The sequence below is a fragment of the Curtobacterium sp. MCPF17_046 genome, from assembly GCF_003224295.1.
Lineage (GTDB): Bacteria > Actinomycetota > Actinomycetes > Actinomycetales > Microbacteriaceae > Curtobacterium.
Map to the genome: position 1 here is coordinate 170,415 of NZ_QKLB01000006.1, position 26,033 is coordinate 196,447.

26 protein-coding genes and 3 pseudogenes are annotated in these 26,033 nt (G+C 65.5%); 16 read left to right on the forward strand and 13 right to left on the reverse strand.

Annotation, left to right across the window (positions count from 1 at the left end; genetic code table 11):
- Window positions 1-183: 183 nt before the first annotated feature.
- From DEJ32_RS07925 to DEJ32_RS07950, 7 genes and pseudogenes are all read right to left on the reverse strand, one after another.
- Window positions 184-957, reverse strand: a complete 774-nt coding sequence (locus tag DEJ32_RS07925; protein ID WP_110900865.1) for an SDR family NAD(P)-dependent oxidoreductase — start codon at window positions 955-957, stop codon at window positions 184-186.
- Entirely contained in the window at window positions 933-1,556 is a 624-nt protein-coding gene (locus tag DEJ32_RS16470; protein ID WP_258368939.1) for a hypothetical protein, read from the reverse strand. Before DEJ32_RS16470 ends, DEJ32_RS07925 begins: the two co-directional genes overlap by 25 nt.
- A 51-nt stretch (window positions 1,557-1,607) precedes the next feature.
- A pseudogene (locus DEJ32_RS16475) lies at window positions 1,608-1,913 on the reverse strand (Gfo/Idh/MocA family protein); the annotation flags it as partial.
- The gene (locus DEJ32_RS07935) at window positions 1,910-2,824 is read right to left on the reverse strand and encodes a sugar phosphate isomerase/epimerase (protein WP_110900867.1); all 915 of its coding nucleotides are present in this window, start codon (window positions 2,822-2,824) and stop codon (window positions 1,910-1,912) included. The gene DEJ32_RS07935 and the pseudogene DEJ32_RS16475, both read right to left, overlap by 4 nt.
- Complete coding sequence (locus tag DEJ32_RS07940) at window positions 2,821-3,375, reverse strand: VOC family protein (protein WP_110900868.1); 555 nt, start codon at window positions 3,373-3,375, stop codon at window positions 2,821-2,823. Before DEJ32_RS07940 ends, DEJ32_RS07935 begins: the two co-directional genes overlap by 4 nt.
- On the reverse strand, window positions 3,372-4,367 hold the full coding sequence (locus tag DEJ32_RS07945) for a LacI family DNA-binding transcriptional regulator (RefSeq protein ID WP_110900869.1): 996 nt from the start codon (window positions 4,365-4,367) through the stop codon (window positions 3,372-3,374). Before DEJ32_RS07945 ends, DEJ32_RS07940 begins: the two co-directional genes overlap by 4 nt.
- Window positions 4,360-5,349 carry a Gfo/Idh/MocA family protein gene (locus tag DEJ32_RS07950; protein ID WP_110900870.1) on the reverse strand — a complete coding sequence of 330 codons (990 nt, stop codon included), beginning with the start codon at window positions 5,347-5,349 and terminating at the stop codon, window positions 4,360-4,362. Before DEJ32_RS07950 ends, DEJ32_RS07945 begins: the two co-directional genes overlap by 8 nt.
- A gap of 168 nt (window positions 5,350-5,517) precedes the next feature.
- On the opposite strand from DEJ32_RS07950, the gene DEJ32_RS07955 reads away from it, so the two are divergent.
- The 6 genes from DEJ32_RS07955 to DEJ32_RS07980 all read left to right on the forward strand — a co-directional run bounded on the left by DEJ32_RS07955 (window position 5,518) and on the right by DEJ32_RS07980 (window position 11,005).
- Window positions 5,518-6,165 (forward strand): bifunctional 4-hydroxy-2-oxoglutarate aldolase/2-dehydro-3-deoxy-phosphogluconate aldolase, encoded by a 648-nt coding sequence (locus DEJ32_RS07955; RefSeq protein ID WP_110900871.1) that lies wholly within the window; start codon window positions 5,518-5,520, stop codon window positions 6,163-6,165.
- Window positions 6,162-6,764 carry an AAA family ATPase gene (locus DEJ32_RS07960; RefSeq protein ID WP_258368932.1) on the forward strand — a complete coding sequence of 201 codons (603 nt, stop codon included), beginning with the start codon at window positions 6,162-6,164 and terminating at the stop codon, window positions 6,762-6,764. Before DEJ32_RS07955 ends, DEJ32_RS07960 begins: the two co-directional genes overlap by 4 nt.
- A gap of 110 nt (window positions 6,765-6,874) precedes the next feature.
- Window positions 6,875-7,672 carry an IclR family transcriptional regulator gene (locus DEJ32_RS07965; protein ID WP_110900872.1) on the forward strand — a complete coding sequence of 266 codons (798 nt, stop codon included), beginning with the start codon at window positions 6,875-6,877 and terminating at the stop codon, window positions 7,670-7,672.
- Window positions 7,673-7,751: 79 nt separating this feature from the next.
- Complete coding sequence (locus DEJ32_RS07970) at window positions 7,752-9,209, forward strand: MFS transporter (RefSeq protein ID WP_258368933.1); 1,458 nt, start codon at window positions 7,752-7,754, stop codon at window positions 9,207-9,209.
- Between the two features lie 55 nt (window positions 9,210-9,264).
- Entirely contained in the window at window positions 9,265-10,077 is an 813-nt protein-coding gene (locus DEJ32_RS07975) for a sugar phosphate isomerase/epimerase (RefSeq protein ID WP_110900874.1), read from the forward strand.
- A gap of 136 nt (window positions 10,078-10,213) precedes the next feature.
- A complete protein-coding gene (locus DEJ32_RS07980) occupies window positions 10,214-11,005 on the forward strand; it encodes an SDR family NAD(P)-dependent oxidoreductase (protein ID WP_110900875.1) in 792 nt (263 codons plus the stop codon).
- Between the two features lie 853 nt (window positions 11,006-11,858).
- On the opposite strand, the gene DEJ32_RS16650 is transcribed toward DEJ32_RS07980, so the two are convergent.
- The 4 genes and pseudogenes from DEJ32_RS16650 to DEJ32_RS08000 all read right to left on the reverse strand — a co-directional run bounded on the left by DEJ32_RS16650 (window position 11,859) and on the right by DEJ32_RS08000 (window position 13,924).
- Complete coding sequence (locus DEJ32_RS16650) at window positions 11,859-11,993, reverse strand: hypothetical protein (RefSeq protein ID WP_375342314.1); 135 nt, start codon at window positions 11,991-11,993, stop codon at window positions 11,859-11,861.
- Window positions 11,994-12,054: 61 nt separating this feature from the next.
- A pseudogene (locus DEJ32_RS07990) lies at window positions 12,055-13,185 on the reverse strand (replication-associated recombination protein A); the annotation flags it as partial.
- The gene (locus DEJ32_RS07995; protein ID WP_220033002.1) at window positions 13,182-13,520 is read right to left on the reverse strand and encodes an MmcQ/YjbR family DNA-binding protein; all 339 of its coding nucleotides are present in this window, start codon (window positions 13,518-13,520) and stop codon (window positions 13,182-13,184) included. The gene DEJ32_RS07995 and the pseudogene DEJ32_RS07990, both read right to left, overlap by 4 nt.
- 17 nt (window positions 13,521-13,537) lie before the next feature.
- Entirely contained in the window at window positions 13,538-13,924 is a 387-nt protein-coding gene (locus DEJ32_RS08000) for an MmcQ/YjbR family DNA-binding protein (RefSeq protein WP_110900878.1), read from the reverse strand.
- A 77-nt stretch (window positions 13,925-14,001) separates the two neighbouring features.
- On the opposite strand from DEJ32_RS08000, the gene DEJ32_RS08005 reads away from it, so the two are divergent.
- Both DEJ32_RS08005 and DEJ32_RS08010 read left to right on the forward strand, forming a co-directional pair.
- Entirely contained in the window at window positions 14,002-14,592 is a 591-nt protein-coding gene (locus DEJ32_RS08005) for a TetR/AcrR family transcriptional regulator (protein WP_110900879.1), read from the forward strand.
- Complete coding sequence (locus DEJ32_RS08010) at window positions 14,585-15,580, forward strand: zinc-binding dehydrogenase (RefSeq protein WP_220033003.1); 996 nt, start codon at window positions 14,585-14,587, stop codon at window positions 15,578-15,580. Before DEJ32_RS08005 ends, DEJ32_RS08010 begins: the two co-directional genes overlap by 8 nt.
- A gap of 519 nt (window positions 15,581-16,099) precedes the next feature.
- Here DEJ32_RS08010 and DEJ32_RS16655 read toward each other — a convergent pair.
- A pseudogene (locus DEJ32_RS16655) lies at window positions 16,100-16,297 on the reverse strand (alpha/beta hydrolase); the annotation flags it as partial.
- Window positions 16,298-16,416: 119 nt separating this feature from the next.
- On the opposite strand from DEJ32_RS16655, the gene DEJ32_RS08020 reads away from it, so the two are divergent.
- The 3 genes from DEJ32_RS08020 to DEJ32_RS08030 all read left to right on the forward strand — a co-directional run bounded on the left by DEJ32_RS08020 (window position 16,417) and on the right by DEJ32_RS08030 (window position 19,055).
- On the forward strand, window positions 16,417-16,863 hold the full coding sequence (locus DEJ32_RS08020; RefSeq protein ID WP_110900903.1) for a MarR family winged helix-turn-helix transcriptional regulator: 447 nt from the start codon (window positions 16,417-16,419) through the stop codon (window positions 16,861-16,863).
- A gap of 194 nt (window positions 16,864-17,057) precedes the next feature.
- Complete coding sequence (locus DEJ32_RS08025; protein ID WP_110900880.1) at window positions 17,058-18,446, forward strand: MFS transporter; 1,389 nt, start codon at window positions 17,058-17,060, stop codon at window positions 18,444-18,446.
- Between the two features lie 48 nt (window positions 18,447-18,494).
- The gene (locus DEJ32_RS08030) at window positions 18,495-19,055 is read left to right on the forward strand and encodes an isochorismatase family protein (RefSeq protein ID WP_110900881.1); all 561 of its coding nucleotides are present in this window, start codon (window positions 18,495-18,497) and stop codon (window positions 19,053-19,055) included.
- 305 nt (window positions 19,056-19,360) lie between these two features.
- Here DEJ32_RS08030 and DEJ32_RS08035 read toward each other — a convergent pair whose 3' ends face one another.
- Complete coding sequence (locus DEJ32_RS08035) at window positions 19,361-20,044, reverse strand: TetR family transcriptional regulator (RefSeq protein ID WP_110900882.1); 684 nt, start codon at window positions 20,042-20,044, stop codon at window positions 19,361-19,363.
- A 194-nt stretch (window positions 20,045-20,238) separates the two neighbouring features.
- Between DEJ32_RS08035 and DEJ32_RS08040 the strand changes: the two genes are divergently transcribed.
- The 5 genes from DEJ32_RS08040 (at window position 20,239) to DEJ32_RS08060 (ending at window position 24,867) form a co-directional block, all read left to right on the forward strand.
- On the forward strand, window positions 20,239-21,171 hold the full coding sequence (locus tag DEJ32_RS08040; RefSeq protein ID WP_258368935.1) for an NADP-dependent oxidoreductase: 933 nt from the start codon (window positions 20,239-20,241) through the stop codon (window positions 21,169-21,171).
- A 62-nt stretch (window positions 21,172-21,233) separates the two neighbouring features.
- On the forward strand, window positions 21,234-22,199 hold the full coding sequence (locus tag DEJ32_RS08045; RefSeq protein ID WP_110900883.1) for an aldo/keto reductase: 966 nt from the start codon (window positions 21,234-21,236) through the stop codon (window positions 22,197-22,199).
- Window positions 22,200-22,583: 384 nt separating this feature from the next.
- Window positions 22,584-23,006, forward strand: a complete 423-nt coding sequence (locus DEJ32_RS08050; protein WP_110900884.1) for an organic hydroperoxide resistance protein — start codon at window positions 22,584-22,586, stop codon at window positions 23,004-23,006.
- Between the two features lie 176 nt (window positions 23,007-23,182).
- Window positions 23,183-24,076 (forward strand): NADP-dependent oxidoreductase, encoded by an 894-nt coding sequence (locus tag DEJ32_RS08055; RefSeq protein WP_110900885.1) that lies wholly within the window; start codon window positions 23,183-23,185, stop codon window positions 24,074-24,076.
- Between the two features lie 95 nt (window positions 24,077-24,171).
- Window positions 24,172-24,867, forward strand: a complete 696-nt coding sequence (locus tag DEJ32_RS08060) for an SDR family NAD(P)-dependent oxidoreductase (protein WP_110900886.1) — start codon at window positions 24,172-24,174, stop codon at window positions 24,865-24,867.
- Window positions 24,868-26,033 lie beyond the last annotated feature (1,166 nt).

Here is a 26,033-nt window from a genome sequence, read left to right on the forward strand (position 1 = left end):
CGCCTGCTGCTGTGGAGGGAGGCTCGTCTCTGAGCGCTTCGGCACTGCCATGTCGTCACCTTTGAGCACGCGGGTGTGGCAGCGGGGGCCTCCGATTCGGAGGCCCCCGCTGCTGGTCGACGTGGGGATGTCGACCCGACGGCGGGGCTTCCACACCCTGCAAGCCCCGCCGAGTTCTCTGTCCTACGACCCGATACCGAGGTGAGCTCCGCCGGCGACATCAAGTGAGACGCCGGTGATGTACCGGTTGGCCGGGTCGGTGAGGAACGCGATCGTGTTGGCGACCTCTGTCGGTTCCGCGAAGCGCTGCATGGGCAACTGTGCGGCGCGAGCATCGCGAGCGGCCTGTGCGGCACCGGCTTGGTCGGCAAGCTGCGACCACATGGGGGTGTTGACTGGGCCGGGGTTCACCGCGTTGACCGAGACGCCGTTTGGTCCGAGGATCTTCGCCATGGACCACATGATGTGCAGGACTGCGATCTTGCTGGCGTTGTAGGGAAGGTAGTCGACGCGCGCTTCCTTCGCTGCGACCGACGACAGCAGCAGGATGGTGCCTTTCGTGCCGCTGTCGCGCATGAGGTTCGCCACGTCGCGTGTGATCGTGAACGTCCCCGTGGCGTTGATGCGCATGATCCGCTCGAACTCCTCGGTCGTGGTGACCAGTGGGTCAGGGGTGCCACCGAGTACGCCTGCTGCGTGGACGAGCACGTTGATGCGGCCATGGGTTGCGGCGACGTCGCGGACGACCTGACCGATCTGCTGCTCGTCGGTGACGTCGAGCTCGTAGAAGCCGTCGATGCTTTGTCCGTCGAGTGGCGCGCGGTCGGCGCCGATGACGACGTCACCGCGAGCCTGCAGCGCGGCGACCACGGCGGCCCCGATACCACCGCTCGAGCCGGTGACCAGGGCGATCTGCGGCTCCGCGGCCGGGTTCACTGCACTGCCTTGCTGGACCATGTCCGTCCTTCCTGTTCGTCGGTCGGCAGGCCAGCCGCCGCGAGGATCTGGTCGAGGAGCTGTTGGGTCTTCACTGCTTCCCACCCGGAGGTGAGCGGCTGCTGGCGGTCCCGTACACGGTCCAGGAAATGCCGGACGGCGTCCGCGAAGCCGAACGTCTCGGTCGCGGTGGCCCATCCGAATGCCTCGGGACTCATCGACCGGACCGTCCGCGTTCCGTCCGTCGTGATCGCAACGGTGTCGGGCGCGATGACCTCCGCCGACCGCATCTGTCCGTACGCATCGAGCTTCTCCCCCCAGGCGCCGGCGGCGCGAGCCGCGACGAGGAGACCGGTGTTGCCGGTCGAGAACCGGACGAGGGCGGCAGTGCCGTCCTCCTCCCACGGGTCCGTCCCGGCTGCCGCGCTGCTGACCTCCACGACGTCGCCGCCGCAGAACCAGCGGAGCAGGTCCACCATGTGGATCGCGTTCTCGAACGTGGCCCGGTACTCCGAGCCGGCACGGTTCTTCTGCGCGATGCAGAACGACGCCCCCGACTCCCCGAACGCCTCTCGCGCCGCAACGTAGACCGGAGCGAACCGACGGTTCAAGCCGACCATCAGGATCCGGTCGTGTTCGTCGGCGAGTTCCGCGAGACGAACCGAATCAGCGGTGGAGGTCGCGAGCGGCTTCTCACAGAAGACGTCGACGCCGGCGCGGAGAGCGCTCTCCACCGCTGCCACGTGCTCGGAACGCGGAGTCAGGACGAAGACAGCATCGAGATCCTCAGCAGCGAGCATCTCGTCGACTGTCCGGTAGACGCTCGCGAAACCCCAGCGGCGCTGCACTGCGCTCGGATCCTCCTTGCGAGACACCAGGGCACGCAGCTCGACATCGTCCCGTTGCACAAGGGTGGGCAGCTGCGCGATGCTCGCGATGTTTCCGGCACCGACCACGCCGACACGGAGCGCGGTCACGAGTCGGCCCCGTTCTCAGCCGCCTGCAGGTCCAACTGATGCAGCAACATGCGAAGGTGTTCCGCACCGCGACGGAAGCCGGTCTCCGGGTCGTCGAGGTCTTGCGGGTGCCACCGGTACTCGTACTCGAGTGAGAGCACGTCGTCGTAACCGACCTCACGGAGGCGACGCAGGATTCGTGACCAGGCAAGGGAGCCGTCGCCGACGACACGGGAGGTGACGGCCCGCTCCTCGGCGTGCACCCGTGCCGTCTCGGATGCCACGAATGGGGCGTTCGGGTCCTTGAACACGAGGTCCTTGACGTGCACATGGCCGATGAGGTCGCCCTGAATGGCGAATGCGGCATCGACGTCCTCGTCGTGGGTGAAGGTCAGGTTCGCCTGGTCGTACAGCACTCGCACGGATGGTGAGTTGACCGCGCGGACGAGCTTGGCGGTGTCCTGCGCCGTCTGCGTCATGGTGCCGAAGTGGTTCTCGGCGCAGAGGACGACGCTGGCGTCTGCCGCGGCGCCGGACAACTCCTCGAATGAGCGGACGAGCTGAGTCCAGTGCGCGGCGTGATCCTGCTGGTCAGGCTGCCATGCGCCGGAGTACACACGGACACGGTTCGCGCCGACCGTTTGCGCTGTGTCGATCGCCGAGCGCAGCTCCTCCACCGCTTCACGACGGACCGTCTCGTCAGTGGCGTTGATGGCAGTGGTGTAGGGCGTCAGTCCGATGATCGGGATGCCCTCGCCATCTGCGACGCGCGCCGCTTCTACCGCGGCTGCTTCGTCACGGACGGGCAAGCCGCTCTTGTAGTCGTCCTGGTAGATGACCTCAGCCCCGTCGAGTCCGGCACGCCGGAACAGCTGCAACGCCTCGGGAACGGTTTGGTCGGGCGTGCCAAGCGTGTGGCCTGCGATTTTCATGCGAGGTCCTCCTTTGTGGTCGTGATGGTCCAATCGGCGGGGCCGACGAGACGAGGGGGATCGGCGACGCGGGACCGGTCGACGAACTCGAGGATGAGACCCCAGTCGGTCCGGGCATAGACCCAGCGGTTCCCCGCGACAGCCGGGCTGTCTCCCGCGACTTCCTTGCGGTGGCCGAGTACCTCGACGCTGGTGTGCTCCGCGATGGCGGACACGACGTCGTCGACGTCATCGACCACGAAACAGAGGTGGTGCCCGCCAGCGTCGCTCGCGCGCGGGAACACGGGAGAGCGGTCGGCGCTCCACCACTGGAACAACTCCACGTTCAGGTTGGGCGGCAGCCGGAACATGCGCAGTTCAAGATGTGCGTCTTCAGGGACTCCGAAGTGTTCAGGCATGACAGCGGGGTCAGGTCCGCGGGTGGATCGGTACAGCTCTTCGGCTCCGAGCAGGTCCGTGAACAGCCGCGCGGCCTCGTCGAGGTCGGGAACGGTGAAGGCGACGTGGTCCACATGTCGCAGCCCGGGAAGGCCGTGGGAGGGAGAGGTCATGAGCGAAGTTTCTGGGTGGAGGAGCGAATGAGGAGGGACGGCTCGAGGACGACGTGGTCCGGTGGGCCGCCGGCGATGAGGGTCTCGCCGAGTTCGATGGCGATGCGACCGAGGTCGGTGATGGGTTGCCGGACGCTGGTCAGGCGGGGGTTGAAGTGGGCACCGAGGTCAAGACCGTCAAAGCCGATGACGGACAAATCGGTTGGGACGCTCATGCCGCGGGTGCCGAGTTCCGAGATGATGGCGAACGCGATCACGTCGTTCGAAGCGATGACTGCGGTCGGGCGGACCGGTTCGCGCATCCAGTGGTCCACGATCCCGGCGCCCAGCTCGGTGTGGGGCGCGGCCTCCAGCACGACGGGCGTGATGCCATGTCGGGCTGCGGCCTGATGGTATGCGTCCCATCGGTCCTGCGCGGTGTAGGTGCCGATGATGCCAGGGGCATACGCGATGTTGGTATGACCCAGGCCGAGCAGATGTTCGAAGGCGAGGTCCACGCCGTGAACGCTGTCGACCGTGACGGTGGGTACGGTCCGGTCGTCCTCGACGCGGTCGATGACGACAACCCGGTTCTGGAACGCGTACCGGCGCAGTGCTTCGAGGTCTACCCGGGTGGACGGGGCCACGACCCCGAAGGGTGAGTACATGGAGTGCATCGAGGTCAAGTAGTCGGCGGTCTGCCCGGTGTCGCCGCCGGTGATGCAGAGCATCAGTTGATAGCCGCGCGCTCCGGCGGCGGCTGCCGCTGATCGCGCCAACTCGGCGAAGAACGGGTTCGTGATGTCCGGGACGATCAGCGGCACGAGGTTGCTGGAGCCACGGCGGAGGGCTTGCGCCAGCGGGTTCATCGAGTAGCCGAGTTCTGCCGCGACCTGCAGCACGTGCTCCCGGGTTGCTGCTCGAACCGCCTCCGGTCGGGAGAATGCCCGTGACACAGTCGAACGGTGGACACCTGCCGCTTCCGCGACGTCATCGATGCTCACCTCAGCCACGGCTCACCGTTCCCGTCGGATCTGGCGCCCAGATGACCTCCATGGTGGCCACGAGTTCGGCCAATGTGGGTAGGCCTGCGAAGCCGTTCCCCAACGTGTCCGCGACAGCGTTCACGAACACGTCGTACAACGGGTCGCTGTCGACGTTGAAGGTCGCGGCCGTGGTGGTACCGCCGTTGTCGGTGAAGGTTGCGCTGCCGGTGGTGTCGACGGAGGCGAATCCGTTCGTGCCCGCGGCGGTGAAGCTGCAGTACCGTTTTAGCGGCGAATCGGGGAATGCGTAGCCGACCTCGACGATGGCTTCTCGGCCCGTGCTTGTGGTCAGCACCATCGTCGCGTGGTCATCGACTGCTTCGCCGTGCATCGCGGTGGACAGCTTCCAAATGCTGTCGGCGGGGTGGCCGATGTGACGGATCGCCATGTCGATGAAGTGGGGGCCGAGGTTCATCAGGCTCCCGCCGCCGGACAGGGTGGGCTCGAGCATCCACGGGTTTCCGTTGCGTTGGTATCGCGCTGGTGGCCCGGCGATGAAGGCCATCCGCTCGTAGTAGATGTCGCCTGCCTGCCGCAGCCATGTGTCGACTGGCGCACCTCGCTGCACGAGCGGTACGGCGGCGGCAACACCAGCCAGGCGAGTGTCCTGTTCGAGCTGCAGGAGCTGCTCGAGATGTGTGCCAGCGGGCTTCTCGATCACGAAGGGGATACCTCGCCGAAGGAGTTCCCGGCTGACCGAGAGCATCTCGTGGTGCGGACTGAACACGAATGCCACGTCAACGTGATCCCGATTCAGCGCTTCCTCGACGCTTGTCGTCGTCGGCACGTTCAAGGGTGCGGCGAACGTCTGCGCTGCTTCGAGGCGGGCGTCTTGCACGAAAGTGACGCGGAAGCGCCGGGCCAACCCGTCCCGGTACAGCGGCGCGTGCCAGTGCGCAGCGCCCAGCACGACAGCTGAGGGCCGAGTGTCCGATGGTGAACGCTGCATGCCGTCGGCTCCTCTGCTTCGATGCAGATCTCAGCAGGGCGGTCAGAGTCGAATGAGAACGATTGCTGAGATCGATTGCAACAAAGCCTGCCACACGCCTTGACGCCGTGTCAACGCTCCGCGATCTGCGCTCGCGGACCACGGAAAAGTGGTGTATCCATCAGTGTCATGTTCCAAAAACTTGACGTCCTCAACACCATCCGCGACTCCGGCAACGTCCTCATCGTCCGGCTCGACACCGCCGACGAGGCCTACGAGGTGGCATCAGCCGCTGTCGCAGGTGGCATTCGCGCGCTCGAGATCACCCTGTCGATCCCCGGCGCACTGACCGTCATCCAGCGGCTGTCCGAGCGCTTCGCTGACGAAGACGTGATCTTCGGCGCGGGCACCGTCCTCGACGGTCACGCCGCGTGGTCGAGCATCCAGGCGGGCGCCCAGTTCCTCGTCAGCCCGAACCTCAACCCTGAGATGCTCCGGGTTGCGAACCGGTACCAGATCGCCACGATCAGCGGCGCGTACACCCCGACCGAGATCCTGAACTCGGCGGAAGCAGGTGCCGACATCGTCAAGCTCTTCCCGACCGAGGCTGGCGGGATCCCCTACACGAAGGCGATCCTGGCGCCGCTTGCGCAGGTCCCGATCCTGCCCGCCGGAGGGGTGACCACGGCGAACGTCGGTGACTGGTTCGCCGCAGGCGTTGCAGCAGTCGGAGTCGGCAGTGCCATCACCAAGGCAGGTCGGCCTGACGGTGACATGAGCAAGGTCACGGCCGCAGCAGAAGAGTTCGTCGCCGCAATCGCCCGAGTCGACCGGTGACGCCCGGCGACCACGCGCTGCCGGTCGCGTACATCACGCTCGGCGGCGCCGGGTCGGGCAAGTCGACGTTGTCGAAACACCTCAGCTCCTTGACCGGAGCTGCCTACCTCGACAAGGACACGCTCGCCGGGCCACTGGTGCAGGTCGCGCTCGAAGCGTTCGGGCAGGATCCCTCCGATCGGGAATCGAACGAGGTCTACCTGCAGCGGGTCATGCCTGCGGAGTACGAGACGCTCTTCGCCATCGCCGGACGGAACCTGGAACTCGGGCAATCCGTGGTCATCGACGCACCGTTCGTCGCATACCTCGGGGATCCCGACTTTCTCCGTCGATCGACCGATAGAGCAGCTTGGCCCGCGACGAGGATCCGGGTGATCCACGTTCGAGCATCAGCGGATGTCGTGCGGCAACGCTTGGTCGAACGCGGGAGCGATCGTGACCGGGCCAAGCTTGCCGAGTGGGACACCTACTGGGAACGGTTCGGCACGCTCGAATGCCGTTGGACTACCGGTGAGCACGACGTCATCGCCAATGACGACGCGACGGCTTTTGCGCGGCTGCGTGCGATGGTCCACCAGAGCACGCCCGCCGAGTTCTAGCAACACGACCTTCCCACCGGGCTTGACAACGCGGAAGCAGGCGTGTGACCCTCAGTAACGGCGTTACAGGTAACGCGGTTACAGATCCACGATGGCGAGGAGATGAAGGCATGGCGCTAGCCGACGACGTCACGAACGCGATGCGCGTGCTGGAGATGCTGGCCCCGCACCCCGAGGGCCGACGGGTTTCGGAGGTCGCCGATCGCCTCGGCATCAACAAGGCGATCGCTCACCGGCTCCTCGCCGCTCTGGTCAACTCCGGCTATGTCGACCAGGACCCTCGGACGTCCACCTACTTCGCGACGCACAGCCTCGGTGCCCTTGGGCTCCGGCAGCTGTCCGCCTCCGGAGTGGGCACGTGGGCGCAGCGGGCATTGGACTCGGTCGCCGCTGAGTGTGAGGAGCTCGTCCGACTTGCGGTCGCGACGAACGACTCTCTGCAATGGATCGCCAAGGCCCAGGGCTCGAACTCATCCCTGCGGCTCGACCCGGTCATGGGCCAGGACGTGGTCCCACATGCGACGGCATCCGGGAAAGCTTGGCTTGCCACACTTTCGCCGGAGCGCATCGACGCGATCCTCGACCGCGAGGGGCAGCTCAGCGCCACACCTCGCTCACCCCTTGACCGCGCATCGCTCCTCGTTGAACTCGACGAAGTCCGCCACCGCGGCTACGCGACGACTCTCGAGGAGATGGACCTCGGCATCAACGCCGTCGCCGCCCCGATCTACGGTGCCGGCCGGGGAGCCGAAGCCACGGGAACGATCAGCATCGCCGGCCCGTCCGTCCGGATGACTCGCGCCCAGATGGCTGACTTCTCGCCGCTCCTGCTCACTGCCGCTGCCGAGATCGCACGCAGCTGGCCGACCTACGCCTACCTCGTCGCCGACGAGGAACTGTCTGCCTAGGTTCTTCCCCTTGGTTGTCGGCCGCAACAGCGGCCCTCCACCCTTCAACAGATTTCCCCGACCCGAGCAGGGCGCTTCCGTGCTTCTCTGCGCTCAAAATCAAAAGGAGAGCTCAATGACGACCTCACGACCCGCCACCGACGCGAATGCGCCTGACGAGGCAAACCCCCTCGAGCACAAGGGGCGCACGAAGAACCTCATTGCGGGTACGGTCGGCCACTTCGTGGAGTGGTACGACTGGTACCTGTACGGGCTCCTCGCGGCGGTTTTCTCTTCCCAGATCTTCCCGACCCACTCCCAGTTCGCCTCCCTCATCGCGGCCTTCTTGACGTACGCGATCGGGTTCCTCGTCCGGCCACTGGCCGGCATCATCCTCTCCCCGATCGCTGACCGGTACGGGCGCCGCCGCATCATGGCGCTCGGTATCTCGGGGATGGCGCTCGGAGCGCTGATCATCGGTCTGACCCCGCCGTACGCAAGCGTCGGTATCCTCGCCCCGATCATGTTCGTCGTCGCACGGATCCTGCAGGGCATCTCCGCCGGCAGTGAGGGTCAGAGCGCGATCGCGTACCTCGTCGAGCACGCACCGGCGAAGCGACGTGGCCTCTTCGGGTCCTTCACCAACCTTGCCAGCGGGCTCGCCACGCTCGCCGCGACCGGCGCGGCTGCGATCGTCACCTCCGCCTTCGACCCCGACGCGCTCGCATCGTACGGCTGGCGGTTCCCGTTCATCTTCGGCGGCATCATCGGTGTCATCGGCCTCATCATGCGAGCCCGTTCCGATGAATCTCCGGAGTTCGAAGCCAGCGCCACCGTTGATCAGAAGTCGGCGCCGAAGAAGCTGTTGGAACTGCTGCGCAACCACCCGAAGGCGATCATTCAGACCGCTGCACTTTCAGCGCCCACGGTGGCCTACTACACCTGGGCGACGTTCTTGCCGACCTACGCCAATCTCACCTCCGGCCGCGACCTCTCCTCGACGCTCGTGGGTAGCGTGATCGGTCTGATCCTCCTGGTGATCGTCGTCCCGATCACGGGGCACCTCTCGGACCGCCTCGGCCGTCGCAAGATCTTCCCGATGATCGGCGCGATCGGCATGATCGTGCTGTTCTACCCACTCCTGCTGCTGCTGAACGTGCCCGGGTTCGGCACATACGTCGCCGTCGCCGCATCCGGATGGCTGGTCTTGGGGATCTGGCAGGCCGTCTACCCGACGATTCAGGCAGAGCTCTTCCCCGCCGCGGTCCGCGTTTCCGGTATCGGGTTCGCCCACCAGTTGGTCATCGCCATCTTCGGCGGTACCGCACCACTGATCGCTGCAGCGTTCGTCGGCGCCGGACACCCGATGCTCGTCGCCGTCTACATGATCGTCATCGTCGCGATCTGTCTGGTTGTCTACTTCACGATCCCCGAGACCGGAAGCCGCAACCCGCAGAGCACCGTGTCTGTCACTGACAGCATCACCGTCGTCGACGGCAAGCGCGCCATTGCCGACACGTCCGCGGGGACGAAGCACAACAAGCGCTCACGGTCCTGATGGCCGGCCCGAGGAGGGCTTCGGATCTTTCGCCGCAGAACAGAACGGATTCAGCATGATCATCAACACCTTCTCGTACCTTTGGTCGGCGAGTGCGACCGAAGCAATCTCTGAGCTGGTCGACAACGGGTACAAGCGCTTCGAGGTGCCGATCAGCTCGCCGCACTGCTGGCCGGAAGAAATCTCGAGCGCCGAGCGGACGGCAGCCAAGACGATGTTCGCGGACCAGGGAGCCGCTATCAGGTCGCTGAACGCCGGCGGATATGACATCAACCTGGCGAGCCCGGGCGCGAGCATGCGGCGGAAGAGCATCGAGCACATCAACTCGGTCATCGAGCTCGCTGCAGCTTGGGACGTGCCGGAAGTGGTGATCTCTCCCGGGACGCGGCGGCCGATGATCTCGCCTTCCCTCGAGAACGTCTACGGCTGGATGTACGACAGCCTCGAGACACTCGTCCCGCTGGCAAAGCAGGCTGGAACGCGGTTGCTGTTCGAGAACACTCCTTATTGCTTCGCTCCTACCATTCAGGACCTCGTGAAGATCGTCAGGACAGTCGACGACGATGCATTGAAGATCGTGTACGACGTCGCCAACGCGGCGTACTTCGGGGAAGACCCGGTCGCGGGCCTTCTGGAGAACCACGAGTCGATCGCTCTCATGCACATCTCGGACACCGGGACGGAGACATGGGGCCACGACCCCATCGGTACCGGAATCATCGACTGGCGCGGACTGGGCGCTGCGGTGACGTCGACGATCGGAGCGGAGAACGTCGTCCTCGAGGTCATCCGCGAGGAGAACACTTTGGCGGAGTTCGACAAGGCGCTGCGGGCACTCGAGCGTGAGGGCTGGAACGTCGGGGACTAGGTATCCGCCCGATCCGACGAGGTCGATCGGCGAAGTCGATCGACCAGGCCTCATCAGGCCGCTGCCGGATCGACAGTTCCCGGTGTGAGAAGTAGAGGGAACTCCCCTCTGCGACGACGAGCAAGGAGAATGTGTAATGAGAGCTTTGGTCACAGGCGGAAGCAGCGGGATTGGCGCGGCGGTCTCGCTGCGGCTCGCAGAAGCAGCACTCGCTCGGGGCGAGAAGCCGAAGATCGCAGTTGCCGGGCAGGAGCCGAACGCTCGACAGGAAGAGGTCGTCGAGTCGATCCGTTCGATGGGCGGAGAGGCCATTGCGCTGAACGGCGACCTTGGCGACCCGGAGGCGCCGGGCGAGCTCGTAGCCGCCACCATCGCCGCCTTCGGTGGCCTGGACGCACTCGTCGCCAATGCAGGAGTTGCGAACCCCGCGCCGCTGGTCGACGTGTCCATCGAAGACTGGGACCGGATGTTCGACGTGAACCTTCGCGGAGCTTGGCTCCTCGCGAAGGCGAGCTACCCGTACCTGCAGGAGAGCCGCGGTGCGGCGTGCTTCACGTCTTCGATGTCCGGGCAGATCCCGCACGCCGGGTCTGGACCGTACAGTCCGACGAAGGCTGCGCTGACACTGCTTGCGCAGACGTTTGCGCTTGAGTGGGCGCCCGACGGGGTCCGTGTGAACGTGGTATCCCCGGGGATGACTCGCACCAGCATGACCGAGAAGATGTACCTCGATCCTGACATCAAGAAGGCTCGCGAGGGGATCATCCCATTGGGCCGAATTGGGGATCCCATGGACATCGCCAACGTGATCGAGTTCCTCGTCAGTCCGCTCGCGGGCTACGTCACGGGGCAGGACATCTGCGTTGACGGTGGTTTCACGAAGTCTATCCTGAGTCACATTCCGGGCCGGCCCAAGTCTGACTCGTAGCGAGGCGATGCCGAAAGGCATCGTGACGTCACGGTGAACGGGCGACTTCGTGAACACGGAGGCGCCCGTTCTCTGCGAAACCCAGCTGGATAGCGCCTCGGCGAAGATGGAACGTCCCGTTTTCCTACATGCGGTCTTTTGCGCGCGTCAGGTAAGTCGCACCGCCACTGTCCGGGATCCGCCAAGCATTTCACATCGAGGTGAACCGCACCGCCGGGATGCTCGTGCGCGTATCGATTCTCGGTGGCTCGGGTCGCATGGATCAGCGCGACCGTCACCGGGTCGATCCATGCCAGCGATGGGACCTGGTGCCAGTTCGGGGTTCGACCGATTGTTCTGGCGTGCACCTCCGGTCAGGACCCGACGTCGGAGGTCCGCCGCCCCGCATCTTCGGCAAGGAGCTCAACCAAGGGGGTCCGCTTCATGCCGCAAGAGATGCGTGTGATGGTGTGGTCCGCTCAGCGGTTCTTGGCCCGGAGATTGCGTTCGCACAGGGCAAGAACGTTGGCGGAGGGGTCGGTGAACCAGGCGAACCAGGGGCCGTTGGCGCGGTAGATGCCGTCCGGGTCTGTCTGGACGGATGTTCCTTCGTAGTGTTCGAAGTCGACGCCGCGACGGGTGAGTTCAGCGACGGAGGTCGGGAGGTCGGGGGTGACGAGGTTGAGGATGGTGAATCGTGCTGGTTGGTGGTTGCGGGACGCATACGCGACGGCGCTTCCACCGCCTGGCAGGTGGATGGTGAGCATCGCGTCGCGGTCCTCGACGCTCAGCCCGAGTACGTCTTGGTAGAAGGTGCGGGTCGATTCCAGGTCGGTGACGGTGAAGGAGCTGTAGGAGTCGGTTGCAGTGTCGGTCATTGTGAGTCCCTTGATTCGGGCTTGCTGGGGGTGTCGGGTGCATCTCGGAGCCGTTGCCAGTGGCGGAGCCGTTCGGTGATCACTCGTTCGTACCCGCCGGTGGTGGGTTCGTAGAAGGTCTGCCGGCCCATGCCGTCGGGGAAGTAGTTCGCCCCGGAGAAACCGGTCTCGATGTCGGGGTCGTACTGGGTAGTCCTTGCCGTAGCCGAGGTCTTTCATGAGCCGGGTCGGGGCGTTGAGGATGTGTGCCGGCGGCATCAAGGAGCCGGTGCGTCTCGCCGCTGCGCGGGCTTTGGTGAAGCCGCGGTACACGCCGACCGATTTCGGTGCGGTCGCGAGGTAGAGCACTGCTTGCGCGATCGCGAGTTCCCCCTCGGGTGAGCCGAGGCGTTCGTACACGTCCCACGCGGCGAGGGCTTGCTGCACCGCTCCCGGATCGGCCATCCCAATGTCTTCGGTAGCAAACCGGGTGATGCGGCGGGCGATGAACAGCGGATCCTCGCCGCCATCGAGCATGCGAGCCAACCAGTACAGGGCTGCGTCCGGGTCGGAGCCACGCATGGATTTGTGAAGCGCGGAGATGAGGTTGTAGTGGCCCTCCTGCGCTTTGTCGTACAGCGGAGCCCGCTTCTGCACCGCCGCGGCGAGAGCAACCGAGTCGACCGGTGCGGGCAGTGCCTGCACCTGCTCAATCATGTTCAGCAGGTACCGGCCGTCCCCGTCAGCCATCGCGAGAAGAGCCCCGCGGGCATCACCGTCGAGTGGTGAGGGTGCGCCCAGGAGGGTCTCGGCGCGTCCGATGAGGGTGTCGAGAGCCGCGGTGTCGAGTCGGTTCAGGACGAACACCTGACAGCGGGACAGCAGCGCGCCGTTGAGCTCGAAGCTGGGGTTCTCCGTGGTCGCGCCGACGAGGACGATCGTCCCGTCCTCGACGTAGGGCAAGAACGAGTCCTGCTGGGCGCGGTTGAACCGGTGGATCTCGTCGACGAACAGCAACGTGCCCTGCCCGACCTCTCGACGTCGCTGCGCTGCCTGGAACACCTTCCGGAGGTCTGCGACACCGGAGAACGTGGCCGACAGTGGTTCGAACGCGAGGTTCGTCTGCTCAGCGAGGAGCCGTGCGATGGTGGTCTTCCCGCAGCCCGGAGGTCCCCAGAGGATCATCGAGACCAGCCGTTGCGCAGCCACCATGCGGCCGATCGGAGCATCTTCTGCGAGCAGGTGCTCTTGCCCGACGACATCGGCAAGTGTGCGGGGACGCAACCGGTCGGCCAGCGGCCGGGAAGCGTCATCCACCTCGAACAGGGACGGCGGCTCGTTCATGTTCCCTGCTCGTTTCGATGCCCAGCGGCGAGATCGTAGGAACCATGCACAAGGTCCTCGACGAGTCGCTTCGTCACACCCGGACCTGAGGCAACGGAGACCCAGTGCTGCTTGTCGAGGTAGCGTCCCGGCGTGATCGTGTCGTGGTCGCGGCGGAGCGCGTCTGCGTGGTGAGGGTCCACCTTGACCGTGATGATCTGCAACTCCGGGTCGTCCTCGGTGACAATCAGGAACACCTTGTCCCGCACCTTCCACACGTCCAGGTGCGGCGTGAACGGGCGCCCCTCGCTGACGTGCGGGAGCGCCGCCGCGGTGTCGCGGGCGATCTGCTGCAACTGCTCTCCGGGGAGCGTCACCGGGTGCTCAGGCCGAACGTTGCAGGGTCGACGGGACGCTTCGCCCGTGGCAGGTTCTCCACCACGAGCAGGTAGGACTCGGTCACCAGGTCTTCGACGAGCTGCTTCTGCAGCTTCCCGCCCGGATGCAAGGTGATCCAGTGCCGTTTGTTCATGTGGTAGCCGGGGGTGATGTCGTCGTGCTGTTCCCGGAGCGCTTTGCCGTCCTCCGGCGCTGCCTTGACGATCACGATCGGTTCCCCGGTGACCTCGGTCAGCAGCATGAACACCTTGTCCCGCACCTTGAAGACTTCCCATTCCGGGCCGAAGGGATGCTCAAGGCCGGCTCCGGGGAGCTCCTCCACCCGGTCCCTGGCGTACTGCTGCAGCGAGTCCGCCTGCATGTGTCCTCCCGGATCGAAGTAGCGAAAGTCAGAGTATGTACGATGGTACGTACTTGGACTGACAGAGGGAGCACCTGGTGCGGAAGGGCAAGCCCAACGACCCGGAACGACGAACGCGGATCCTGCACGCCACCCTCGCGGTGATACGCGCGGAGGGAGTGCACGCCGCGTCCTACCGGCGGATCGCAGCACAAGCCGGAGTCCCACTGGGGTCGATGACGTACTACTTCCCGGACCTCGACGGTCTCATCGTGACGGCGTTCCAAACACTGGAAGGGGAGATGGAACCGCGATATGCGGCACCACTCCGGGAGGCGTCGACGGCGGAGGCTGCGCTCGAAGCGCTCGTGTCAGCAACGGTCGGCGCGACGAGTCCGAGCACGTCGGACGTGCACCTCTACACGGAGCTGTACCACTACGCCGCCCGCAGCCCCCGTGCCGCGGACCTCATCCGTGCCTTCCAGGAGGAATCGCTCACCCTGCTCCGCAGTCGCCTGTCCGACCCTGCGGCGCGAGCGGTCGACGCACTGATGTGGGGGTGGTGGAGCTACCGCGCATTCCACGAGGACGTCCCCCTCGACGAAGACATGGTCCGCCGCGCCTACAAAGCGCTCCTCGACGTCCCCACCGCAGTCACCTCACCTGAACAGGAGCCCCACCGTGCCTGACACCATGCGCGCGATCCGCCTCACCGGACCCGTCACCCTCAACGAGCTCACCGTCTCAGAGGTGCCGATCCCCGCAGTCAGGCCAGGACACGTCCGTATCCGGGTGATGGCCTTCGGTGTGAACGAGTCCGAAGTCACCAGCCGCAAGGGTGAGTCGGGCCCCGATTTCAGCTTCCCCCGCATCCTCGGCATCGAAGGCGTCGGTGTGGTCGACGCCGTCGGCGACGGGGTCAACCTGGTCCCCGGGCAGAAGGTCGCCACGATGATGGGAGGTCTCGGCCGAGCCATCGACGGCAGCTACGCCGAGTACACCGTCGTGCCCGCCGTGAACGCGATCCCATTCGACACGGATCTGGGATGGGATGTCGTCGGCGCACTTCCGGAAACGCTGCAAACCGCACACGGTTCCATCACCACCGGGCTCGATCTACGGGCCGGCGAGCACGTCCTTGTCCACGGTGGCACCTCCACTGTCGGGCTCACGGCGATCGCGATCGCGCACCACCTCGGCGCCACCGTGACCGCAACCACACGGAACCCGGAGCGGTTCGGCCTACTCACCGAAGCGGGCGCGGACAACACGCTGGTCGATGACGACACCCTCCCCGATGCCATCCGTGCGATCGCGCCGGATGGCCTCGATGCAGCCCTCGAGTTTGTCAGCGCAACCGCGCTCCCCACCACCCTTTCTCTCATGCGCCGTGGTGGCACCGTCTGCTTCGTCGGCGCCCTCAACGGGCAGTGGACAATCCCCAACTTCTCCCCGTTCACCATCCCCAGCGGTGTCCGCCTCACCAGCTACGCCGGTGGTCCCGATGACCTCCCCGCAGACGCCTTCGGCCACTACCTCCGGATGATCGAGGCCGGCACGCTGAAGCCGGTCATCGCGGGTGTCTACACTGGACTCGAGAAAGCTGCTGCAGCACAGGAGGACCTCGAGTCCGGACACCGGCCCGGGAAACACGTCGTCGTCCTTCCCGCACGCTGAGCCCCGCCGGCACAGCAGCGTTGCTGGACGGAAGCCGCCCACCATTGGGCATCCGGTAAGCCGAACCACCACCACCACCACCACCGCCAACGACGACGACCGTCCGGTAGCCAATGGTCTATAGATGACCCGTGATCATTGATGTGCTCGAGCGCATCACATGGCACGTCGGGTCTGACTGCGGCGCGCGGCGAGGACCTGCTGATTGAGCGCTTGTCCGATCGCGCGCGAAATGGTCGAAGCACTGAGGCCGAGCGTCACGGCGATCTGCTCGAGAGTGCGGCCCTTCGCGCAGCTCGAGGGCGGCGGTGAGCCGTCCCGCAGTCATCGCGCGGGGCCGTCCGCCGCGGTGCCCGCGGGCATGAGCGACCGACGCGGCCCTCGTGCATGCGGTCGCTGATGATGCGGCCGGAGAACTGTCCGCCAGCCGCAAGGGCGAGTCGGGGCCGATTTCAGCTTTCCCGCACCCTCAGTCGTGCGCGTGGCATGGGGCGGTGTCTGATTGCACGTCGGTACGTCTCAGCGTGGACTGAGAAGCGCGTCGAGCTCCGTGACGACGAGGTCCGGACGTGAGATGAACGGGTGGTGTCCAGTCGGGAGGGTCGCGGATCGGTGCGCGCGCGCAGCATGGAAGCGCTGCAGCTCGAGCGAGGTGCTGCGGTCCTCCGCGCAGACGAGGTACGTCGAGTCGACACCCTGCCAGCCGGCGGCGGTCGTCGGTGTCCGAAGGACCCGACCGCCTCGAGTTCGTCCCCCTGCTGCGCCAGTGAGTTGTCACTCGTCTCGCTATATGAGCCTGGGTGTTAAGTTGGCTTCACATCTGCTACCATATTCACATGGCCGACCCGATCGATGGCACCGACCCGCGTGAACTCGCGGAGGACCTCCGTGCCACGCTTGGCGCGTTGGTGCGGCGCTTGCGCGATCAGGTTGAGGGAAGCGATGTGACACGATCGCAAGCATCGGTTCTCGCTCGTCTTGAACGCGATGGTGACACGACGAGTTCAGCCTTAGCCCGGCTCGAGGGCATTCGGCCTCAGTCGATGGGCAAGATCATCGCAGCCCTGGAAGAGCAACGGCTCGTCCGTGGGCGCCCGGATGAGCGTGACGGACGCAAGACGATCTTGAGCCTCACGGACTTTGCTGTCGAGCAGTACCGGACGGGTCGCTTAAAGAAAGAAGACTGGCTCACCCAAGCCATCACATCGACACTTTCAGCCGAGGAGACCGCGGCCCTTGCCGCCGCGACGGCGATGCTTCGCCGCCTGGCGCAGTCACCGTAGAACCTTCACCACCTTCCGCTCACTTGAGTTACCGACGGCGCCACCGGCTTATGACAGACGGTCCCGCGCACGCCACGTCAACGACGTGCCGATCTTCAGCGCGCCTTCGTCACAGAGGACTTCCGCATGCCCATCAGCGTTCTCGACCCGGCCATGGGTCCCGACTCCGCGTCGCTCGTCGCCGGGTCGCCACAATGACCGCCGCTGCCAGTCGGCCGTCATCGTCGAAGCCGTTCGGCTGGACCTTCCTCAGCCCGCTGTTGATCGGGTCGAGCCTCAACCCGATCAACAGTTCGCTGATTGCCACCGGACTCGTCGGGATCGGCCTCGACTTCCACGAGGGCCCCGCCACCACCGCGTCGCTCGTCTCCGTGCTGTACCTCTGCAGTGCCGTCATGCAGCCCACCATGGGGAAGCTGGCGCAGGTCTTCGGTGCACGCCGAGTGTTCCTCTCCGGTGTCACGATCCTGTTCGTCGCCGGCGTGATCGGTACCCTCGCTCCTGCCTTCGGCTTCCTGGTCCTCTCCCGCGCACTCATCGGCGTGGGAACGTCCGCTGCGTTCCCGACGGCCATGGCGCTGGTCCGGCAGCGCGCGGACGCGATGAAGACGGGGGTGCCCAGCCGTGTCCTCGGCAACTTCTCCATCGCCTCGCAGGTCACCACCGTCATCGGGCTCCCGCTCGGCGGCATCCTCACCGGAGCCTTCGGCTGGCGGGCGCTGTTCTTCGTCAACGTGCCGCTCGCTCTGATCGCCCTCGTGCTCACCCTCGTCGGCGTCCCGAAGGACACCCCCACTGCCCACCAGCGGAAGACGTCGCTGTTCTCGTTGATCGATGTCCCCGGGATCCTGCTCTTCGCCGGGACCGTCGTCAGTCTCCTGCTGTTCCTCCAGCAGCTTGATCGCCCGGTTTGGTTCCTGATCGCCGTGGCCGTGGTCCTCGGGGCCGCCCTGATCCTCTGGGAACGGCGAGCCGCAACGCCCCTGATCGACGTTCGGATGCTCGGCCGGAACCACGGGCTGTTCCGCACATACGTTCGGCAGTTCCTCGTTGCCCTCGGCCTCTACACCGCCCTCTACGGCACGAGTCAGTGGATGGAGGGGGCTGCGCACTACACGGCATCGCAGGTCGGGCTGATCCTGCTGCCGATGTCCGCGATCAGCATCGTCATCGCCCGCCTCGTCTCCGGGCGGGGTGTTGTGCGGTGGCCGCTCATCATCAGCGGGATTGCCTTCGGGGCGACAGGATTCGTGATGCTCAGCATCGTGCACACCTCAAGCGTTTGGGTGCTGCTCCTGATGTCACTGCTGTTCGGGGTGGGCAACGGGTTCAGTGGCTTCGCCAATCAAGCTGTCCTCTACGTCCAGACTCCCGCCGACGAGATCGGTGTCGCCTCCGGTCTGTACCGGACGTTTGCCTACTTTGGGGCGATCTTCTCCTCGAGCTTGGTGAGCATCGCCTTCGGCTCCGCAGCCACCGACGCCGGGTTCCACGTCGTCGCCTGGGCCGTCGTCCTCATCGGTCTCGGCGTCCTGCTGCTGACGGTCCTCGACCGGCAGATACCCGCTCGGACCACCGAGTAGCCCACCACCAGATCCCGCATCCGATAGATGCCCACCACAAGGAGAATCATGCCTGTCACCACTCTCGACGCCGTCACCGCTCTGATCGTCATCGACCTGCAGAACGGCATCGTCAGCTTCCCCACCGCGCACCCCGCCTCCGACGTGGTCGACCGTTCCGCGCAGCTCGCCGATGCGTTCCGCCGCCACGGCCTCCCGGTCGTCCTCGTCAACGTCGGTGGCTCCGCTCCGGGCCGCATCGAGCAGTCGGGCGGAGCCGTTGCGGAACGCCCCGCTGACTGGGCCGACCTCGTCCCCGAGCTGAACCAGCACCCGGACGACCACACCATCACCAAGTTCACCTGGGGCGCCTTCACCAATACCGGCCTCGACGAGCACCTGAAGGGTCTCGGCGTGACCCAGGTCGTCCTCACCGGCATCGCGACCAGCATCGGTGTCGAATCGACTGCTCGCTACGCGCACGAGCACGGGTTCAACGTCACCCTCGCCGTGGACGCCATGACGGACATGGCGCTCGACGCGCACGAGTACAGCACGACCCGTGTCTTCCCGAGACTCGGTGAGACCGGGACCACCGCCGAGATCCTGTCATTGCTGGAAGAACGCTGATCTATGTCGCTGGTGAGCGGGCAGGTGCAACCGATTGCTCGCGACACCGCAGCATTTTGCGGCGCTCACGCAGGGACGGCAGGTTGCACCGGTCCGGTGCGGTCCGGTCCGGTCCGGCGTGGGAGGCGTGGGAGGCGGGGGAGGCGGGGGAGCAGAGTCTCCTCATCGCCACCGATGAAACCCATCTGCAGATCATCAGCGCGAGACAGACCCGCACCGCGTCTCGCGTTCCGACGCAACCAGCATTCGATCAGGCCCCGGCACTACCTCGATGAGCACTGGATCTCGACGCCCCGGTGGAGGTCTCACGCTGAGTCTGACCGAGGACCTGTCGGATCGCTCCTACGGTCAGATGGACCTGCGACACTGCGCGACGAGGTCTCGTCGTGCAGTGTCGCAGGTTTGAGGAGCCGGAACGCCTGATCGAGCAGGACCCGGGATGGCACAGCACCGTTGCGGTCTACCCACTCGGCCGAGGAGACGTCGAGACAGGTGAGGGCACACAGCGTGACGGCCCGGGCCCGATACCGCCGATCCACATCGTCCCCGGTCAGCGCATCAGCGACCAACGGCTCAAGGGCGCTCATCCATGCGAGGTGTTTTTCCGTGTTCCGAGCACGGAGCGACGGAGTGCTGATCATCACCCTTGTCGCACGCAGCGCCCACTCGGGATCCGACTCAACGGTCTCCATGACGGCTTCGAAGCCCCAGCGCAAGGCTTCCCAAACTGGCAGGGTCCCCAAGCCCTCTGCGAGGCGCCGGCGGACAGGCTCGCCGTAAACCATCGGATCGCCCAGGACCACGTCTTCTTTTGAGGCGAAGTACCGGAAGAAGCTCCGGGGTGAGATGTCGACGGCCGCCGCGATCTGATCGACGGTCGTGTCGTCGAACCCCTGCTCATCGAACATCACGAGCGCGACCGCAGCGATCTGGCCGCGGACCGCATCGCGCGTCCGCTGCCGCAGCCCTTGGCTTCCACTTTCGCCCATGTGGTGAGAATACCGCGACAATCGTGACAGTGGCTGCCAAAACATGCATACACTGACGGAGGATCATCCGAGGCCGAGGGGACGCCCCACCGGCAGACGGCTCAGAAACAGCTCAGCGAACGTGCTACGTGAATCAGATCCGCGTATCTGGTTCCCGCGTCGCTGCAGCTGACGAGGCAGCCCCAGGAGGGCACATGACGCAGGAAGACACCATGAAGGCAGTTCGGTTCCACGAGTTCGGCGGGCCGGAGGTGCTCAAAATCGAAGACGTCCCGAGGCCGACAGCAGGTCCCGGTGAGGTCCTGATCGAGGTTGCCGCATCCGGTTACAACCCTGCCGACAGCACGATCCGTGAGGGTGCTTTCCAGCAGGTGTTCCCGCTGGAACTGCCCGTGACTCCCGGGTTCGACCTCTCTGGCACCGTGGTAACGGTCGGGGACGGAGTGGATGCCTTCGCCCCAGGAGAAGCGGTGATCGGCTTCCTGCCTCTTGGCGTGCGAGGTGCCGCCGCTGAGTACGCCGTCGCTCCCGTCGACGTGCTCGCGAAGGCCCCGACGAGCATCGAGCTAGCCGACGCGGCGGCTCTGCCGACGGCCGGGATGACGGCGCTGCAGGCGCTCGTGGAACACGGTCACCTCGAGGCAGGGCAGCGGGTGCTGGTGAACGGCGCCGGTGGTGCAGTCGGTGGATACGCCATCCAACTCGCCGTGAGCATCGGCGCCGAGGTCATCGCGACCGCGAGCCCCACCAGCCTTGAGCGGGTCACGTCCTACCGGCCCACCCAGGTCATCGACCACACGGGCATCGCTCTCCGCGACGCCATCGATGGCGAGGTCGACCTCATCGTCAACTTCGCCCCAACCGACTTCACCGAATTGCTCACTCTGGTCAAGGCCGGGGGCCGCATTGTCTCAGCGTCGGCGCCGGTCGAGCAGGACAACGCGAAGAAGGTGGTTGCTGTCGGTATGAGTACCCACGCCGACGCAGATCAGCTCGCTCACCTCTCCGCCGAGGTCGACGCGGGACGGCTGCGCGTGTGGGTTGAGAACCGCCGGCGCCTCGAGGACATCGCAGACGTCCACGCGAGTAACAGCAGCACCGGCAAGACCATTCTCCTCTCGCACTGAACCCGTTCCGTCCTCTCACGGACCACTCGAACAGCATCACGATCGAAACAGGAAGGCAACTCATGCAGACACGCACGCTCGGCCAGCAGGGCCTCACCACGTCAGCCATCGGCTATGGATCGATGGGAATCTCCATGGCCTACGGGCCCGGCGAGGAGCACGAAGGCGTCGCCGCGATCCAGAAGGCACACGACCTCGGCGTCACGTTCTTCGACACGGCCGAGCTGTATGGCTGGGGCGAGAACGAGAAGATCGTCGGCCGTGCAGTGAAGGACTTCCGCGATGAAGTCGTCATCGCCACGAAGTTCGGGTTCACCGCACCCGACTACGGCTACAACAGCCGCCCTGAACACATCCGCGAGGTCGTCGAGAACAGCCTCCGCAACCTCGGCATGGACCACATCGACGTGCTCTACCAGCACCGTGTGGACCCCACCGTCCCCATCGAGGACGTTGCTGGGACCGTGAAGGAGTTCATCGACGCGGGCAAGGTGAAGTACTTCGGTCTCAGCGAAGCTGGACCCGACACCATGCGCCGTGCTCACGCCGTGCAGCCCGTCTCGGTTCTCCAGACCGAATACTCCCTGTTCGAGCGGGACGTTGAGGTGCTGTTCCCGGTCCTCAACGAACTGGGTATCGGCTTCGTGCCCTACTCGCCCCTCGGACGCGGGTTCCTCACCGGTACCGCGAAGCCGGCAGCCGAGTACGACGAAACTGACATGCGCCGCGGTGATGCCCGCTGGCAGCCCGGCAACTTCGAGAAGAATGTCGAAGCCACCCGTCAGCTCACCGAACTCGCCGCCTCCAAGAACGCGACCGTCGCTCAGCTCGCTCTCGCCTGGCTCCTTGCGCAGGGCGAGAACATCGTGCCGATCCCCGGTACCCGCAGTGCGAATCGCGTCGAAGAGAATGTCGGCGCCGCCGACCTCGCCCTCACCGACGCCGACCTCGCACGCATCACCGAGATCCTTCCCACCGGAGGCTTCGGCTCGCGACTTCCCGAAGGCATCAGCGTCGACTGGGTGTAGTTCTAGCAGGGCGGACTGCGCAGCACCGACAGAGGCTGCGCAGTCCGCCTACCCGGGCACGTACGCCCTCCGCTTCATCGAGAGCTCTACACCTCACCAGTGCCGAGATCACCGCGTTGGACTCCCTCGCCGCCCGACGCTGACGGCCCGGCACACGTGAGCGTGAGCGCCGTCGCGGTCTCACTCACCGCGGTGTGCTCCGCTTGTGGTCACTACCAAGGCCAAGCCGAGAACACGCATTCGGCGACTGCTGGTCAGTCATCACCTCGACCGACGCGTCCTACGACCTCATCGTGATCCCGACTGCGGCCGGGCTCCGAAGACTTCAAGAAAGTCACCTTTTCATCGCACGCCCCCCGCCTCACCAACAGGAAGCTGAATCTCATGGACGCTGTCTACACGACCGAAGCTCTCTCGACCGGCGCGGGACGCAACGGTCACGTCGCTACCGCTGACGGCCGCATCAATCTCGATCTCGCCGTTCCGAAGGAAATGGGCGGATCCGGTGACGGAGCAAACCCCGAGCAGCTTTTCGCCGCCGGCTACTCCGCGTGCTTCCACTCCGCGCTGCAGGGCATTGCCCGCGCACAGAAGGTAGACGTCAGCGGCTCGTCCGTCGGCGCCCGAGTCTCCATCGGGAACAACGAGAGCGGCGGCTTCGGACTCGCCGTCCTCCTCGAGGTCACCATCCCCGGAGTCCCCGCCGAGCAGGCGCAGGCACTCGCAGAAGCCGCCCACCAGGTCTGCCCCTACTCCAACGCCACCCGCGGCAACGTCGACGTGACGATTACCGTCTCTGACGACTGACGACTCTGCACAGTCGCTCCTCTTTCCGTGCCATCGAGATGGCCGGGCGGAGAACCGAGCCGCAACACGCTCACTTCGTGCTGCGGTGTGCCCCGTGGGTCGCCGTGTGCTTACTTCGCCGCTTTTCCGCGGCCCTGTTTTCGATAGACCCGGAAGAAGGAATGCTCTTGCATGCAATGGTGTACACCGAGTACGGAAGCCCCGAGGTCTTGTTCTCGGCCGACGTGGAGGAGCCTCACGCAGGGCCGGGACAAGTGCGTGTGCAGGTACGTGCCGCCGGGGTCAACCCGGTTGACTGGAAAGCAGTCGCGGGTTCCATGTCCGGCGGCATCCCGCTCAACGGCACGGCTATTCCTGGGTTCGACGTCGCCGGGGTGATCGATGAGGTCGGCGACGGTGTCGAGGACGTAATCGTCGGTGACGCCGTTTTCGGGCAGTCGGTGGGCGGAAGTGTCGCCGAGTATGCGCTGCTCGAAGAGTGGGCGGCGAAGCCTGCAGACCTCGCCTGGGAAGTGGCAGGCGCATTGAACGTCGTCGCCGAGACCGCGGTTCGAGTCATTGACCTGCTTCCCCTGAAGCCGGGGAACGCCCTTTTGGTGGACGGAGCCGCGGGCGGCGTGGGTTTGATGGTCACTCAGATCGCGGTCACGCGCGGGGTAACCGTGTTGGGGACAGCAGCACCCCGTAATCACGATCTGCTTCGCGCAATCGGAGCTGTGCCGTTGACCTACGGCGAGGGCATCGCTGAAAGAGCACGGGAGCTATCACCCGGTGGAGTGCAGTTCGCTGTCGACACTGCCGGCAAGGGCTCGTTGCCTGAACTCATGGCCCTTACCGGCGATCCCACCCGAGTCGTCACCATCGCGGACCGCAGCGCCACCAGCCGTGGAGCGCACGACACCGTGTCGCCGGCGAATAGAGCACGAAGCTTGCGCTACGTCGCCGATCTCATCGTCGAGGGCAAGTTGAAACTTCCGATCGCCGCGACTTACGCAATGGACGAGATCGTCGACGCCTACAAGAGGAGCCAGGCCGGCCACGTTGCAGGGAAGATCGTGCTCGTGCCTTAGCCTTGGCCGCCCTCGACACACCCATCAGTCTCAGGAAGTTCCAGACAGCTGGACCTGAGACTTTGCTACCGACCTAAACATTAGGGACCCTGATCATGGAATCAACAGGAAACTCGACGCTCGCAGCGGACCCTCGTCACCTTCTGGTCATCGGGGCTGGCCCTGGCATCGGTGCCGGAACTGCACGACGTTTTGCCCGCGAAGGGTTCCGCATCACCCTCGTCGCCCGCCGTACAGAGCCGCTCACCGTGCTCGCAGAAGAGCTCGAAGGCCTCGGGGCGCAGGTGCATGTCGTGACCGCTGATGCTTCCGACGTCCCTGAATATGAAGCAGTCTTGCGATCGCTCTACGCCGGAGTCGGATCACCCGGCGTCGTCGTCTACAACGCCGTTTCCGGCTCGGCCGAACCCCTGCTGACCATCGACAGCGAGCGCCTGAGGCTGGCAAACAACGTCAACGTGGTCTCCGCCGTCGTCACCGCCCAGGTCGCCGCACCTCACCTGCGTGCTGCTGGCGGCGGCACCATCCTCTACACCGGCGGAGGCCTCGCGGACTACCCCTCCGGGGCCTACGCGTCAGCGTCTCTCGGCAAGGCCGCCCTGCGCGCGGCGGCGACGATACTCGCGGGCGATCTAGCGGACGACAACATCCACGTCGCCAGCATCACCATCAACGGAGCCGTCGAGTACGGGACCCCGTTTGATCCGAACCTCATCGGCGATGAGTACTGGACGATCCACCTGCAGCCCCGCGAGAGCTGGGTACCGGAGTCTCCTTACAACGGGCGTTGAAGAATACCGTCCGGGACCCGCGCGGAGCTTGGACCCGTGTCGTGAACCCCCGGTTTAACTTGTCCGTGCTGACGACGTTTTGCCCATGCGGGCGGGGCTGATGTCCAGGCCTGCGAGCGCCACCGCACGGTGTGCCGGATGCTTCCGTCGGTCGCCTCGGTTGAACCAAGCATCAGCCATAGCCGCAGTTGACGGGCGCGTCCAGATCCTGTCTCTGAGCCGCGGATTGTGTCACTTTTGGTAGCAACACCTGATCCAAGGTCACTATCCGCGATGTGAGCAGCATCACGCCGGTGCCATAGGTTCCGATCGCGGTCGGAGTGGCGCTCGTCGGTCAAAGCAGCGCACGAAGTTCCGGGTGGTTGTCACCGGTCACGCCTAGCAGTGCTGCGACGGTGCTCGGCCGCCATCGGGGTTGCGCCGTCAATGGTCCGGTGGTCACACCCGAGCTCTCTCGTCCTACGACCCGATGTCGACGTGCTCCTCCTGCGACGTCGAGCGACACCCCGGTGATGTAGCGGTCGGCGGCGTCCGCGAGGAAATCCATGGTGTTGGTGAACTCGGTCGATTCAGCGAAGCGCCGCGTGGGCAGCTGAGCATCGCGAGCGACTTGGGCGGCACCCGCTTGGCCGGCAAGTAGGGCCCGCATCGGCGTGTTGACCGCTCCGCGGACGAGCCGAGGGCAGGAACGAGGAGGCTGCAGCCTGCCCGTTCCAGGACCTCTCAACGTGTGGCGCTCGCCCTACGGCGTGGGCGCCCAGGGAGGATGATGCCGGCACCAGTCCGATGAGGAGCACACCACAGAGAAGAATCCGGCCTCCGTGGAAGTCGGCCCCGTGTAGGCCAGCGATCCGGCTGATGTGTTGCCGTCGCCTGCCGCGACGCTGACGGACTGCCAGCCGATCAGGGTGCCGTCTTCGGCGATGACGGCCGGGCGGTGTTGCCGATTGCGGCGTGCTCAGGGACCCGAACGGCGAAGCGACCTCCTGTGTCGGCTATCGACCAGCCCTCCCCGAGGAGCACCGGATTGCTGAACGGCCAGGAGGAGACTCGCTCGCCGGCGTGATCGCGGTCGAGGCCGATTGTCAGGACCGAGCAGGGAGCCATCCGGGCGCGGGGGTGCGACGCTGTCTCTTATACACATCTCCGAGCCCACGAGACATCTC

Coding starts and splice junctions, on each gene's coding strand:
- DEJ32_RS08060 (WP_110900886.1), top strand. CDS start 24,172: ATGGAATCAACAGGAAACTCGACGCTCGCAGCGGACCCTCGTCACCTT.
- DEJ32_RS08035 (WP_110900882.1), bottom strand. CDS start 20,044: ATGGGCGAAAGTGGAAGCCAAGGGCTGCGGCAGCGGACGCGCGATGCG.
- DEJ32_RS08025 (WP_110900880.1), top strand. CDS start 17,058: ATGACCGCCGCTGCCAGTCGGCCGTCATCGTCGAAGCCGTTCGGCTGG.
- DEJ32_RS07950 (WP_110900870.1), bottom strand. CDS start 5,349: ATGCAGCGTTCACCATCGGACACTCGGCCCTCAGCTGTCGTGCTGGGC.
- DEJ32_RS07980 (WP_110900875.1), top strand. CDS start 10,214: ATGAGAGCTTTGGTCACAGGCGGAAGCAGCGGGATTGGCGCGGCGGTC.
- DEJ32_RS07965 (WP_110900872.1), top strand. CDS start 6,875: ATGGCGCTAGCCGACGACGTCACGAACGCGATGCGCGTGCTGGAGATG.
- DEJ32_RS07935 (WP_110900867.1), bottom strand. CDS start 2,824: ATGAAAATCGCAGGCCACACGCTTGGCACGCCCGACCAAACCGTTCCC.
- DEJ32_RS07925 (WP_110900865.1), bottom strand. CDS start 957: ATGGTCCAGCAAGGCAGTGCAGTGAACCCGGCCGCGGAGCCGCAGATC.
- DEJ32_RS07975 (WP_110900874.1), top strand. CDS start 9,265: ATGATCATCAACACCTTCTCGTACCTTTGGTCGGCGAGTGCGACCGAA.
- DEJ32_RS08045 (WP_110900883.1), top strand. CDS start 21,234: ATGCAGACACGCACGCTCGGCCAGCAGGGCCTCACCACGTCAGCCATC.
- DEJ32_RS07940 (WP_110900868.1), bottom strand. CDS start 3,375: ATGACCTCTCCCTCCCACGGCCTTCCCGGGCTGCGACATGTGGACCAC.
- DEJ32_RS07955 (WP_110900871.1), top strand. CDS start 5,518: ATGTTCCAAAAACTTGACGTCCTCAACACCATCCGCGACTCCGGCAAC.
- DEJ32_RS08030 (WP_110900881.1), top strand. CDS start 18,495: ATGCCTGTCACCACTCTCGACGCCGTCACCGCTCTGATCGTCATCGAC.
- DEJ32_RS08055 (WP_110900885.1), top strand. CDS start 23,183: ATGGTGTACACCGAGTACGGAAGCCCCGAGGTCTTGTTCTCGGCCGAC.
- DEJ32_RS08020 (WP_110900903.1), top strand. CDS start 16,417: ATGGCCGACCCGATCGATGGCACCGACCCGCGTGAACTCGCGGAGGAC.
- DEJ32_RS08040 (WP_258368935.1), top strand. CDS start 20,239: ATGACGCAGGAAGACACCATGAAGGCAGTTCGGTTCCACGAGTTCGGC.
- DEJ32_RS08000 (WP_110900878.1), bottom strand. CDS start 13,924: ATGCAGGCGGACTCGCTGCAGCAGTACGCCAGGGACCGGGTGGAGGAG.
- DEJ32_RS16650 (WP_375342314.1), bottom strand. CDS start 11,993: ATGGGCCGGCAGACCTTCTACGAACCCACCACCGGCGGGTACGAACGA.
- DEJ32_RS08050 (WP_110900884.1), top strand. CDS start 22,584: ATGGACGCTGTCTACACGACCGAAGCTCTCTCGACCGGCGCGGGACGC.
- DEJ32_RS16470 (WP_258368939.1), bottom strand. CDS start 1,556: ATGGTCGGCTTGAACCGTCGGTTCGCTCCGGTCTACGTTGCGGCGCGA.